Here is a 12288-nt window from a genome sequence, read left to right on the forward strand (position 1 = left end):
CCGGGAGACGACATCGAGGTGGAAGCGCACCAGGCCCGTCGCGGTGCGGGTCACGGTGAACTGCTCGATCCCGGACTCGGGGTGTCCGGGCAGGGTGCCGTAGGCGAAGCCCTGGCGGTCCGGCTCGTCGACCAGCCACAGCACGCGGCAGGGTGCGGTGAGTCGCAGCGGACCCAGGCCGGGACGCAGGTGCACCTCGGTGCCCTCGCGCAGAGGGATATGGCTGGCTCTGACCTGCAGTCCGGCTCGCCGATGCACCGCCCAGCTGCGCAGCGCCGAGGCGGCGCCGTCGAAATCCTTGCCGGTGACCACGGTGCTGCGGTGTTCCCGGCGGTACCCGGCGGGCGGATGGTCGAGGGCGTCGAGCGGCGCCGTGACCGGCTCCTCGACCAGGGGGAGGGAGACGTACTTGGCCGCGGCCCCTGATCGTCCTGGCCGGAGGCGGTGGAGCCTCGCAGCGAGAAAGGGCGGGAGGGTATCGAGAACTGTGTCGAGCAGCAGCGTCGCCCGCCCTTCGGCCAGCATCTCCTCGGCCCACGCCGGATCGTGAGGGTCGATCGCCGGGCTGAGCGGGCGCGGCGTCCAGGTCTCGGCCCAGGGGCGGGCGGTGAGTGTCAGGGAGAGATCCGCCCCCTCCTCGCCGCCGCCCCCTCCGGCGCCGAAGGAGCTCCGGTGGCTGGTCCAGCCCGGCGCGAGCTCCACCTCGAAGGAGCCGTCCACGATCGACAGCAGCGTGCGGTCGAGAGTCTCGAGCAGGTCACGGGAGCCGGAGTCGCAGGCGTCGCAGCCGCAGTCGGGCACCGTGCTCACCGGGACCGCGGGCTCCCCCATCCCGATCTCGAGACCGAGGATCTGCGCGTCGGCGCCCGCCAGATCGGAGCTGCCGACGGCGTCCTCGGACGCGGTGCGGGCGAGGACCAGCGCCTGCGCTCCCGGCCGACGGGGGCGCAGCACAGTGGCGCGATGGAGCGGAAGGCGCAGCGGGGTGGCCCAGCGGATGCCCGAGCGGAGATCCGCGCCCTCGCTCTCGACTCGCGTGGCCCAGCCGCGGGCGGTGAGCACCTGGGCCCAGGCCTCGGCCCGGGACCACAGGATCCGGTACTTGCCGGGATCGAGGCAGCGGCTGTACTCCTCCTCGAGGCTGTCACGCCCCTCCCCGTCGGGCCCGAGATGCGGGTCCGGCCAGGGCGGGGTGTCCGTGCCGGTCACGGCGAAGGCGGCCTCCACCTCGGCCAGCAGCTCCAGGAGGGCGTCGGAGAACGGCGGGTCGGCGTCGGTCCACTGCCCGGAAGGGTCCGCGGCCATCTCGCACAGCGAGGCGTGCTCGTCCTCCCACCAGGTGGGGGCGTGGGGGGTGTCCATGACCGGACAGTATCCGGGGCCGGCGCGGGCCGGCGAGCAGAATACGGGCCCGAGCACCTGCTCAGCCGGCGCTGCGCCTTGCGGCCGAGGCGATGCCGAGCCAGGTGTGGCGGTTGTTCCACCAGCACCATCCGAGCTTCGGCGCGTCCTTGCGATGCGTTCCGTCTCGGCCGGTGCCATTGGAGATCCACAGCGCAGGGGTGCGGGAGTCGAGGGCTCCGTTCGGCTTCCTCTGGCGCGAGCCGATGGTCATGAAGCAGTGGTTCCGCTCGATGATGTCTGGATGCTGCAGCGCCCAGTGGATCCCTTCGGTGAGCAGCAGCGGCGTGCGGCCTGCGGCGGTGAGCGCGGCGAGCGCCTCCGCCGGGGAGGCGTTCTCGAACTCGTCCCCGCGGTCGAGGCCCTCGACGAGGTAGAGCGGACCGGTGGGCAGCTCGACGCCGGTGGGCGCGAAGGCGTCGACGTCGGTCATGTCCTCGACCACGAAGCCGGGCTTCTCACCGCGGCGCAGCAGCGGGATCAGGTCCGACGGCGGCGCGAGCGCCGGGTCGATCACGAGCAGGGCATCGGTGCGCTCGCTCCCCCACTGCGCCGCAGCGTCGTGCAGCTGCTGGGCGGTGAGGCCGGCGAGAGCGTGGAGGGCGAGGTCGATCAGGCGCCTCGCCTGATCCTCGAGCGGGGGAAGCGCGGTGCTGGATCGCAGGGGACCATTCGTCGAGGCGGCGTCGGTGGGCAGGGCGGCAGAGGGCTGCGAGATGGTCGCTCCTGGGGTGGGGCGTACGGGAGGCTCCGCACGGGTCAGGGCTCAACCCTGTTCGGCACCGGTCTATTCCCGGATGCCGTGGCTCTGTTCCCGGAGACCGCGGCGCTGCGCGTGATGAGCCCAGGGCCCGTGCCCCGCGACACTCACCAGGACTGTCCGGGTCGATAGGTGCCCACGGACCACTGGTGCCCCTCGGGGTCGAGCACCTCGAAGCGGTAGTTGCCCCACGGGGTGAGGCCCGGGGCGTGGACCGTCCTCGCCCCGGCTGCGGTGGCGCGCGCATGGAGAGCATCGATCGCGGGCTCGTCCTCGAGGGACAGCACCGGCGCACGATTCATGGAGCCGTCGATCACGGGTGAGGCGCCCTGGCCGTCGGCCGCTTCCTGGACCATCACCACAGCGTCCCCGAGCCGGAGCTCGGCGTGGTCGACCGTGCCCTCCTCGGTGCCGAAGCTGTTGACCACCTCGAAGCCGAAGGCCTCGACGAGCCAGGAGGCGGCCGCGGCGGGATCGCGGTACAGGGTGAAGACGGACAGGGTGGTGGGCATGGTGTGCTGCTTCCTGAGAGGGGACGGTGCACGGTCCATGCTCAAGGGGAGTGCGGACAGGGGATGTCCGCGAAGTGCAGCGGACTCAGCGCCTCGCCGCGGAGCGCCGTGCCGCGAGGCTGCGTGAGCTCCTAGAAGCATGAGGGACCCGGTACCGCATCAGGGGCGCAGGAGACGTCGTGGTGCGGCGTTGGCCCCACGAGTTCGAGTACGGCACCGATCGGGTGCATCGCGAACCCGAGGGTCTGCGGGCTCTCGAGGGAAGCGGTCTGCCGATTCCGCGCATGCTCGCCACCGACCCGGACTGCACCCGAACAGGTTCCCCGGTCACCGTGACCACCTTCGTCCCCGGCGCGGTGCGGCTGGCACCTCGCGACCTGCGCTCGTGGGTGCGCGAGCTGGCGGTCACGCTGGCGAGGATCCACGCTGTCGCCGTCGGCCGCCTGGATCCCCGCCCGGCACCCGTCGTCCTATGGACTCCGCAGAACACCGTATGGCTCGAACCGATCGATCCGGGCCTCGCCCGGACCGCACAAGAGCTCGCACGGACTGTCCAGGACAGCACTGCACGGCCTCTGGACCCTGCCCAGGCGGTGCTCTCCCACGGCGACCACCAGCACTTCAACGTCCTGTGGGAGGGCGAGCGGGCAGAGCGTGGGCCTCGAGTCGCAGATGCTGCGCCGCGCCGGCTGAACGACACCCGTCCTCACGCCGCAGCGCGCCGACGCACCCCGGCGGCGAGCCCGCGCAGCACCTGCTCCGTCGTGGCCCAGTCCATGCACTTGTCGGTCACGGACTGGCCGTGCACCAGACCTGCCGGCCCCTTCTCGACGTCGAGGTTCTGCGCGCCGGCGACCAGGTTGCTCTCGAGCATCACCCCGGCGATCGCCCCGGTGGTCCCTGCGCTGCCGTCGACCGCGACCTGGTCCGCGAGCATGGTCGCGACCTCCCGCTGTCGCACATGGTCCTTGCCCGAGTTGCCGTGGCTCGCATCGATGACGAGGCGGGCGGGCAGGCCCGCGGCGCGCAGCCGTTCGGCAGCGGTGCGCACCGGTCCCGGGCCCCAGTTCGGACCGTCGGCGCCGCCTCGCAGGATGAGGTGTGAGTCGGGGTTGCCGGTGGTGGTGACCAGGTTCGCCCGCCCGTCGGCGCCGATGCCGAGGAAGGACTGCGGGGCCGAGGCCGCGGCGATCGCATCGAGCGCCACCTGGATCCCGCCGTCGGTGCCGTTCTTGAAGCCGATCGGCATGGACAGGCCCGAGGCGAGCTGGCGGTGGATCTGGGATTCGGTGGTGCGGGCCCCGATCGCGCCCCAGCTGATGAGGTCCGCGATGTACTGCGGGCTGATCGGCTCGAGGAACTCGGTCGCGGTGGGCAGGCCGAGCGAGGTGACCTCGCGCAGGAAGGCGCGCGCACGCCGCAGACCGGTGGCGATGTCGTGGGAGCCGTCCAGGTGCGGGTCGTTGATCAGGCCCTTCCAGCCGACGGTGGTGCGCGGCTTCTCGAAGTAGGTGCGCATCACCAGCAGCAGCCGGTCGGAGAGCTCGTCCTGGATCGACGCGAGGCGGCGGGCGTACTCGATCCCGGCCTCGGGGTCGTGGATCGAGCAGGGGCCGACGACGACCAGCAGCCGGTCATCGGCGCCCCGGAGGGTCGAGCGCACGGCGTCCCGGGAGGCGGCGACCTGCGCGGTGTCCTGCGGGGCGAGCGGCAGCTCGGCGAGCAGCTCGCCCGGTGCGGGCAGCGGGGTGTAGCTCGCGATGTGGCGCTCAGGGGACGCCGCGGGGGCGGGGGCAGTGGCGAGAACGGTCATGGGTCCTGTCCTTTCGAAGGGCGGACCCGATGCTCGACCTGCGCAGAGCCCGCCGGGGAATGGCGAAGGGCAGAGCATGTGCTCTGCCCTTGTCGGCTCTGGAGAGGTTGGGGACGCTATACGGCCGCCGGCCCCTCCGGAGCCGACATCGCATAGGTAAACCAACGGTTCTGCATGCGGCGAGAGTACAGGGATTCCCGTGGGGTGCAAGTCCCGTCCCGTCGGGTGGGCGGCGATGGTCGGCGGCGCCGCCGGAAGGATGCCCGCGCCGGACGGCCGACCCATGGCATGTCGGGAGGTCCCGGCCTACGGTAGGAGGAGGTCCGCCGACGGGCCTCGCCGGCGGCCGCTCTGTGAGGAGGACGGTTCCATGTCGCGCAATGTCGCCCAGAAGCTGATCGCCGCTCATCTCGTCGAGGGGGCGCTCGAGCCCGGCGCGGAGATCGGACTTCGCGTCGACCAGACCCTCACCCAGGACGCCACCGGCACCATGGTGATGCTGGAGCTGGAGGCGATGGGGCTGGACCGGATCCGCACCGAGCTGTCGGTCCAGTACGTCGACCACAACCTGCTGCAGACCGACGAGAAGAACCCCGACGACCACCTGTTCCTGCAGTCCGCCGCCGAGCGCTTCGGGCTGTGGTTCTCCAAGGCCGGCAACGGCGTCTCCCATCCCGTCCACCAGGCCCACTTCGGCCGCCCCGGCGCGCTGCTGATCGGCTCGGACTCCCACACCTGCGCCGCCGGCGCCCTGGGCATGCTGGCGATCGGCGTGGGCGGGCTCGAGATCGCGATGGCGATGGCCGGCCAGCCGCTGTACGTGAGCATGCCCGAGATCTGGGGCGTCGAGCTGACCGGCGCGCTGCCGGCCTGGGTGAGCGCCAAGGACGTGGTGCTGGAGATGCTGCGCCGCCACGGGGTCAGCGGCGGCGTGGGCCGCATCATCGAGTACCACGGGGAGGGCCTCGCGCAGCTCGATGCGATGGACCGCCACGTCATCGCGAACATGGGCGCCGAGCTGGGGGCGACCGCGACCGTCTTCCCTGCCGACGACGCCGCTCGCTCCTACCTCGAGTCCGTCGGCCGCGCCGCCGAGTTCGAGCGCTGGGAGGCCGACGAGGGCGCGGCGTACGACCGCACCGAGCGCATCGAGCTCTCCGAGCTCGAGCCGCTGATCGCCCGCCCCTCCTCCCCCGGCAACGTGGTGACCGTCGCGTCCGTGGCCGGTGAGGAGGTGAGCCAGGTGGTCGTCGGCTCCTCGGCGAATCCGGGGCTGCGGGACTTCGCCGTGGTCGCCGAGATCCTCGACGGCCACCAGGCCGATGCGCGGGTCTCCGTGGACATCAATCCCACCTCGCGGGAGGTGCTGGCGGACCTCATCACGGGCGGCTGGCTGGCTTCGCTCGTCAGCGCGGGCGCCCGCATCCACCAGTCCGGCTGCATGGGCTGCATCGGGATGGGGCAGGCCCCCGCCAGCGGCCGCAATTCGCTGCGCACCATGCCGCGGAACTTCCCCGGCCGCTCCGGCACCGAGGAGGACGCCGTGTGGCTGTGCTCCCCCGAGACCGCGGCGGCCGCGGCGCTGACCGGGAGGATCACCGATCCGCGCATCCTCGAGGCCAGCCACGACCTCCCCTGCCCGCGGCCCACGCTGCCGGAGCGGTACGCGCAGATCGCAGACATGCTGATCCCGCCGCTGCCCGAGGCGGAGGCGCGGGCGGTGGAGCTGGTCAAGGGGCCGAACATCTCCTCCCTGCCGGACTTCACCCCGGTCGAGGACCGCCTGGCGCTCCCGGTGCTGCTGGTGATGGGCGATAACGTCTCGACCGACGAGATCCTGCCGGCCGGCTCCCAGGTGCTGCCCTTCCGCTCCAACATCCCGCGGATCGCCGACTTCGCCTTCACCCGGATCGACCCGGAGTACCCCGACCGTGCCCGGGCCGCCGAGGGCGGGCACGTGGTGGTGGCCGGGAGGAACTACGGGCAGGGCTCCTCGCGCGAGCACGCGGTGATCGCCCCGCGGCATCTCGGACTGCAGGCGGTGATCGCGGTGAGCTTCGCCCGGATCCACTGGCAGAACCTCGCGAACTTCGGGATCGTGCCGCTGGAGTTCGAGGATCCTGCGGACCTCGCGGCGGTCTCCGATGGCGAGGAGGTGGTGCTCGAGGGCGTGCACGCGGCGCTGCGCGGCGGCCGCTCGCTGAGTGCGACGATCGGCGGGCGCGAGGTCGCGCTGCGGCACCGGCTCTCCGAGCGACAGGTGGACATGGTGCTCGCCGGGGGCCGGATCCCGCTGACGGCGCAGGAGGTCAGAGCGGCCCGGCGGAGACGGCCGGCGGCCCACCCCTGCGCGGCATCACGTGACCGCGCCCCTCTGCGGCCCTGCACTCCTCCGATCGCAGGATCGGAGCATTGAGCCCGGGCTCCGACCGGAAGGTCTGGGCGAGCGGTCGCCACCGCCCTAGACTCGCCGTACCGCACCGGAACCGTGCGGCGACTCAACCTCAGGAGGCACGCGATGAGCACCGATGAGAAGTTCGAGAACGCGAAGGACAAGCTGGGCGGCCAGGCCAAGGAAGGCTTCGGCAAGGTCACCGGCGACAAGGAGACCGAGTCCGAGGGTCAGACCCAGCAGGGCAAGGCCGAGATCAAGGACAAGCTCCAGGACGCCCGGGACACCGTGAAGGGCGCGGTCGACGGCATCTTCGGCAAGGACAAGCGGGACTGATCCGGCGCGGCCTCCGCCGGCGGCCAGGCATGGGCTGGACCGGGGGTCGGGCCAGGGGCTGGCCACCGGATCACTGCTCCCCGTGAGGGTGGGGCGCTGTACAGGCGCTCCACCCTCGTGCACCTCGAGACTCCGGTGGCACGGCACGGGGAGGTGACCGCGACCGGGTGACATCGGCGCCTGCGGGGCGCATGCTGGTCCTCCGCCATCCCCCGAGAGGACCCTCCCATGACGCAACGCGTGCGTGTCCAGAACTTCGGCGTCTCCCGCGACGGCATCGGTGCCGGCGAGGACCAGACCGTCGAGCGACCCTTCGGCCATGTCGACCCCGGCGAGCTGATGGCCTGGGCCTTCGGCACCGCGCATTTCCCCGGCCGCGGGGACGGCGGCGGCAGCCGCGGGCTGGAGGACTACTTCACCCGCGACTTCGCCCGGGGCATCGGCGCCGAGATCATGGGTCGGCACAAGTTCGGCCCGCAGCGCGGCCCCTGGCCGGATGACGGCTGGATCGGCTGGTGAGGCGAGGAGCCGCCGTTCCGCACCCCGGTGTTCGTGCTCACCCACCATGAGCGGCCGCCGTTGACCGTCGGGGAGACCACCTTCCACTTCCTCGACGCCTCCCCGGCTGAGGCGCTCGCACAGGCGAAGGCGGCGGCCGACGGGAAGGACGTGCGCATCGGCGGCGGGGTCAGCACGGTGCGCCAGTTCCTCGAGGCGGACCTCGTCGACGAGATGCACGTGGCGATCGCGCCGATCGAGTACGGGACCGGGCTGACGCTCTGGGAGCGGCCCGAGGAGCTCGAGGACCGCTTCCACCTCGAGCGGATCTCCGCACCGAGCGGCGTCGAGCACTGCTTCTTCTGGCGGCGCTGAGCCGGCCGTCGCAGAGCGGCACCGACAGGCGGAGGGTCACCTGGCGGGCACCTCGAGGCGCAGCACCCGGTCCCCGTCCGGTGCGGGGTCGCCCCGGCCGTCGGTGGTGTTGGTGAGCACCCACAGCGACCCGTCGGGCGCGATCACGGCGTCGCGCAGACGCCCTGCCTCCCCCACCAGCAGCTCGGTCTGCGCCGGCGGGTCCGCGAGCGGCACCGCGCGCAGCCGCCGCCCGCGCAGGCAGGCGATGTAGACGGTCCCGCCCGCGATCGCGATGCCGCTGGGGCTCGCCTCGGAGGGCGACCACTGCAGGATCGGGTCGACGAGCCCCTCCTGCTCGCCGATCCCCTCGACCTCGGGCCAGCCGTAGTTGCCGCCGGGGTCGATGAGGTTCAGCTCGTCCCAGGTGTTCTGTCCGAACTCGCTGGCCACCAGCTGCCCGTCGTCGGTCCAGGCGAGACCCTGCGGGTTGCGGTGGCCGGTGCTGTACACGGGTGAGCCGGGGAAGGGGTTGTCACCCGGCACCGTGCCGTCGGGGGCGATGCGCAGGATCTTGCCGGCGAGGGAGTCGAGGTCCTGGGCGCTGGAACGGTCCCCGGCGTCGCCCGTGGTCGCGTAGAGCATGCCGTCGGGGCCGATCTTCAGCCGCCCGCCGTTGTGGGTCGCGGCGGACGGGATGCCGTCGAGCAGCACCTCGGGCGGGCCGAGGGTGAGCTGCCCGGGCTCGCCCCCGAGCTCGCGGCGCTCGATGCGGTTGCCGCCGGAGGTGGTGGCGTAGGAGAAGAGCGTCCCCTCGTGCACCGCCAGGCCCAGCAGCCCGCCCTCGCCGCCGGGCGTGACCGCGTCGATCACGCCGACCTCACGGGTGGTGCCGTCGTCGGTGAGCTCGAGGATGCGGGCGGTGTCGCGCTCGCTGAGCAGCGCGGTCCCGTCGTGGAACGCGATCGCCCAGGGGGCCTGCAGCCCGGAGGTGAGCGTCTCGTCGGTGGTCGGCGGGTCCCCTGGCTCCGGGCTGACCGACGGATCCCTGCGGGGCGATCCGCTGCAGGCGCTGAGCGCTCCGACCGCCGCGAGCGGGGCGGCGCGCAGCAGATCGCGGCGGGACGTGGTCATGGCTCTCCCTTGTCGGCGGGACGATGCCGCCATCCTTCCAGGTGCCCCTGGCCGCTGGACGCGGAGACGGCGACGACGGCATCGGGCGGGCCCAGCGCTCCGGGGGCTCGATGCCGTCGGGCGAGCCCCCGGAGACGGGGAGGGCTCCGCGGTCAGCGCAGCGGCCGCGCGTCCCGATGGGCGATGTGGTCCGGGCGCTGCGCGGTGGCGGCGTAGGGCTCCTGGAGCGTGTTCTCGACGCTGTTGAACACCATGAAGATGTTCGATCGCGGGAACGGGGTGATGTTGTTGCCGGAGCCGTGCATGATGTTCGCGTCGAACCAGAGCGCGGAGCCGGCCGGGCCGGTGAACTGCTCGATCCCGTGGCGGTGGGCCATCTGGGTGACCGCCTCCTCGGAGGGCACGCCCGCCTTCTGCTCCTTCAGCGAGGAGCGGTGGTTGTCCTCCGGGGTCTCGCCGAGGCTGGCCACGAAGGTGCGGTGCGAGCCCGGCATGACCATGAGCCCGCCGTTGTAGGGATAGTTCGGGGTCAGCGCGAGGGAGCAGCTGACCGCCCGGGGCGCGGGCATGCCGTCCTCCGCATGCCAGGTCTCGAAGTCGGAGTGCCAGTAGAAGCCGGCACCCTTGAACCCGGGCATGTAATTGATGCGGGTCTGGTGGAGGTAGACGTCCGAACCGAGCAGCTGCCGGGCCCGTTCCAGCAGGCGCGGGTCGCGGGAGAGGTCGTCGATCAGCTCGCTGAGCTGCTGGACGGCGAAGATGGAGCGCACCTCGCCGGAGGCCTTCTCGGTGATCACGCGCTCGTCCCCGCGCAGCGACTCCGCGGCGGTCAGACGGGTCAGCTCGCGACTGTACGTCTCGATCTCGCCACCGGAGAGGGTGTCCGGCAGGATCGTGAATCCGCGCTCCGCATGGGCGCGCAGCTCTTCGGCGCCGAAGGGGCCGTCGGCCGCACCGCCCCAGACGGTGGGGTGCTCGCGGGCGATGGGGTCGGCCGTCCCGGCGAGACGGGTGGGGTAGAGATCATCGGTCATGGTCGCCGTGGTCATGGTGTCCTCTCTCGATCGGTCTCGGTGCGGGCACGCCCACGACCGCTGCACGACCGAGGGCATGCCATGGGCCGGGACCGCTCCCGGCTCCGTAGTCGACCGTACCCACCATCGCGTCCCGGTGCGAGATGTCCTTCCTGGTCGTCGATTCGTGGCCGGTTCCTCGCGGCGCGGACGGGGCTCTCTGGAGGATGATGGCTCCAGCCGGCCACGGGGCCGGGAGCGAGGAGAGGAGCCGCCATGAGAGGCGCACTGGTCACCGGGGCATCTCGCGGGATCGGCCGGGCTGCGGCGATCGCGCTGAGCGGGCGGGGCGAGAGGGTGGCCGTCCACTACGGCAGAGCCCGCGAGGAGGCAGAGCGGACCCTCTCGCTGCTGCACGGCGAGGGGCACGTGCTGGTGGGCGGTGACCTCTCCGATCCGGAGGCGGCCCGGCGCATCGTCGAGGAGGCCGAGGCAGGGCTCGGCCAGGTGAACGTGCTGGTGAACAATGCCGGGATCGCCCCCGGGCCCGCCACCGACCACCGCGTGGACGAGGTCGACTACGCGACCTGGCAGCAGCGCGTCGCGCGGATGCTCGCGGTGGATCTCACGGCGCCGGCGAACCTGAGCTACCTGGTCGCCCGCTCCCTGATCGCGCGGGACGCCCCCGGCGTGATCGTCAACGTCGGCTCCCGCGGTGCGTTCCGCGGTGAGCCGGGGGCTCCTGCCTATGCGGCGGCGAAGGCCGGCCTGCACGCCCTCGGCCAGTCGATGGCCGTCGCGCTGGCCCCGCACGGGATCGCCGTCGCCTCGGTCGCCCCCGGATTCGTCGCGACCGAGCGGCAGCAGGAGAAGCTCACGGGCGCCGACGGGGACGCGCTGCGTGCGCAGAGCCCCTTCGGGCGCGTGGGCACGGCCGAGGAGATCGCCGACGCGATCCTGTATCTCACCTCCCCCGGGGCGCAGTGGGCGTCCGGCACGATCCTGGACCTCAACGGCGCCTCGCACCTGCGCAGCTGAGCGGGCGGTGCGAGCTGCCGGGCACGATGCTGCCGCGGGTCAGGCCGGCTCATCCGGTGCGGTGACCGCCCCGACCTCGGCGAACGCTTCCAACGCACCGAAGGCGTCGACGATCACCTCGGGAGTGCCGCGGAAGCGGGTGTCCTGCCCGTCCGGTGTGGTCTCCCGCCGCAGCAGTCCGTAGGTGGTCAGGGTGGTCAGGTCCCTCTCGGTGCGCCAGTACCGTTGGACCTCGTCCATGTCGGGGTCCCCGCCGAGGTCCGAGGGGACCAGACCGCGGCCGATCGCGCCCCGGAGTGTGGCCGGGAGCGTCAGCCCGTCGGGCGAGACGGTGTGCATCAGGGCGGCGAAGGTGTCGGGGCCGCCGAACACTCCGCCGCCCTCGGGATCCTGCTTCAAGGCGTCGAGGACCATCAGCAGGATCATCGCCCGGCAGAAGCGGACGAAGGCCACGGGGTCCTCGTGCTGCCCGACCGCCGGTGCCGGTCCGGCCCCGGGCGTCGCGCTCACGCCGCTCACCTCCAGCCACCCGCCGCTGACCAGGGCTTTCCAGGGGCCGACGATCTCTGCGACTTGCCACATGGAGGTGATCTCCTGGTCGCCGAGGTCGAGCTCCCAGGACTCGAGCAGCGCCTGCACGTCCTCCAGCGCCAGCCCTCCGGTGGAGGTGACCTCGCGGCCCTCCCCCACGTGAGCGAGCAGGGTCACCGCCCGGTGGACCAGCGGGAGACGGGCGTAGACCTCGGCCGCTCCGGCCGGATCCTGCTCGATGTCGACGAGGTCGTCGAAGGGCGACCGGGCCGGCTCGACCTGCGGCAGGAACCATCTCCCGCCCCGCCGCTCCTCGCCGGTGCCGTGCGTGGCCGACGAGTCCTCGGCCTTCGCCGCAGGGGCGCTGGAGAAGAGGACGGCGCCACTGGCGGGGCCGCCTCCGTGCGCACCGTCCTCGGGCGCTCGGAGATCAGGGACGTCGTGCTCGGGTTCCGGTTCGTGCGTCGTCGACATGCCTCCATGATGACGGTAGGGAGCGGGTGCCG

General features: G+C 72.5%; 12 protein-coding genes and 1 pseudogene. 6 read left to right on the top strand and 7 right to left on the bottom strand.

What is annotated here, in order from left to right:
* From VF289_RS03080 to VF289_RS03090, 3 genes are all read right to left on the bottom strand, one after another.
* The coding region (locus VF289_RS03080; RefSeq protein ID WP_330880971.1) for a DUF1990 domain-containing protein at positions 1-1362 on the bottom strand (1362 nt) is incomplete at its 3' end.
* Positions 1363-1423: 61 nt separating this feature from the next.
* The gene (locus tag VF289_RS03085) at positions 1424-2065 is read right to left on the bottom strand and encodes a DUF5701 family protein (protein WP_414644435.1); all 642 of its coding nucleotides are present in this window, start codon (positions 2063-2065) and stop codon (positions 1424-1426) included.
* 203 nt (positions 2066-2268) lie between these two features.
* Positions 2269-2673 (bottom strand): VOC family protein, encoded by a 405-nt coding sequence (locus tag VF289_RS03090; RefSeq protein WP_330880973.1) that lies wholly within the window; start codon positions 2671-2673, stop codon positions 2269-2271.
* A gap of 158 nt (positions 2674-2831) precedes the next feature.
* Between VF289_RS03090 and VF289_RS19570 the strand changes: the two are divergent.
* Positions 2832-3305 (top strand): annotated as a pseudogene (locus VF289_RS19570) (phosphotransferase family protein); the annotation flags it as partial.
* Between the two features lie 74 nt (positions 3306-3379).
* Here the strand turns inward: VF289_RS19570 and VF289_RS03095 are convergent.
* On the bottom strand, positions 3380-4486 hold the full coding sequence (locus VF289_RS03095) for a 3-deoxy-7-phosphoheptulonate synthase (RefSeq protein WP_330880975.1): 1107 nt from the start codon (positions 4484-4486) through the stop codon (positions 3380-3382).
* Between the two features lie 370 nt (positions 4487-4856).
* On the opposite strand from VF289_RS03095, the gene VF289_RS03100 reads away from it, so the two are divergent.
* The 4 genes from VF289_RS03100 to VF289_RS03115 all read left to right on the top strand — a co-directional run bounded on the left by VF289_RS03100 (position 4857) and on the right by VF289_RS03115 (position 8087).
* Positions 4857-6902, top strand: a complete 2046-nt coding sequence (locus VF289_RS03100) for an aconitate hydratase (protein ID WP_330880977.1) — start codon at positions 4857-4859, stop codon at positions 6900-6902.
* 102 nt (positions 6903-7004) lie between these two features.
* A complete protein-coding gene (locus VF289_RS03105) occupies positions 7005-7214 on the top strand; it encodes a CsbD family protein (protein WP_330880978.1) in 210 nt (69 codons plus the stop codon).
* A 228-nt stretch (positions 7215-7442) separates the two neighbouring features.
* Positions 7443-7733: a hypothetical protein gene (locus VF289_RS03110; protein WP_330880980.1), complete on the top strand. Its 291-nt coding sequence runs from the start codon at positions 7443-7445 to the stop codon at positions 7731-7733.
* A gap of 33 nt (positions 7734-7766) precedes the next feature.
* Positions 7767-8087, top strand: coding sequence for a dihydrofolate reductase family protein (locus tag VF289_RS03115; RefSeq protein ID WP_330880982.1), 321 nt, complete (start codon positions 7767-7769; stop codon positions 8085-8087).
* Between the two features lie 36 nt (positions 8088-8123).
* Here VF289_RS03115 and VF289_RS03120 read toward each other — a convergent pair whose 3' ends face one another.
* Entirely contained in the window at positions 8124-9200 is a 1077-nt protein-coding gene (locus VF289_RS03120) for a PQQ-dependent sugar dehydrogenase (RefSeq protein WP_330880984.1), read from the bottom strand.
* A 152-nt stretch (positions 9201-9352) separates the two neighbouring features.
* On the bottom strand, positions 9353-10249 hold the full coding sequence (gene thpD, locus VF289_RS03125) for an ectoine hydroxylase (protein ID WP_330880985.1): 897 nt from the start codon (positions 10247-10249) through the stop codon (positions 9353-9355).
* A gap of 240 nt (positions 10250-10489) precedes the next feature.
* Here thpD and VF289_RS03130 point away from each other — a divergent pair, with 240 nt between their 5' ends.
* Complete coding sequence (locus tag VF289_RS03130; protein WP_330880987.1) at positions 10490-11251, top strand: SDR family oxidoreductase; 762 nt, start codon at positions 10490-10492, stop codon at positions 11249-11251.
* 39 nt (positions 11252-11290) lie between these two features.
* Here VF289_RS03130 and VF289_RS03135 read toward each other — a convergent pair whose 3' ends face one another.
* Positions 11291-12256 (bottom strand): hypothetical protein, encoded by a 966-nt coding sequence (locus VF289_RS03135; RefSeq protein WP_330880989.1) that lies wholly within the window; start codon positions 12254-12256, stop codon positions 11291-11293.
* Positions 12257-12288: the final 32 nt, after the last annotated feature.

Origin of the sequence: Brachybacterium sp., assembly GCF_036379615.1 — a bacterium.
Taxonomy (GTDB): domain Bacteria; phylum Actinomycetota; class Actinomycetes; order Actinomycetales; family Dermabacteraceae; genus Brachybacterium.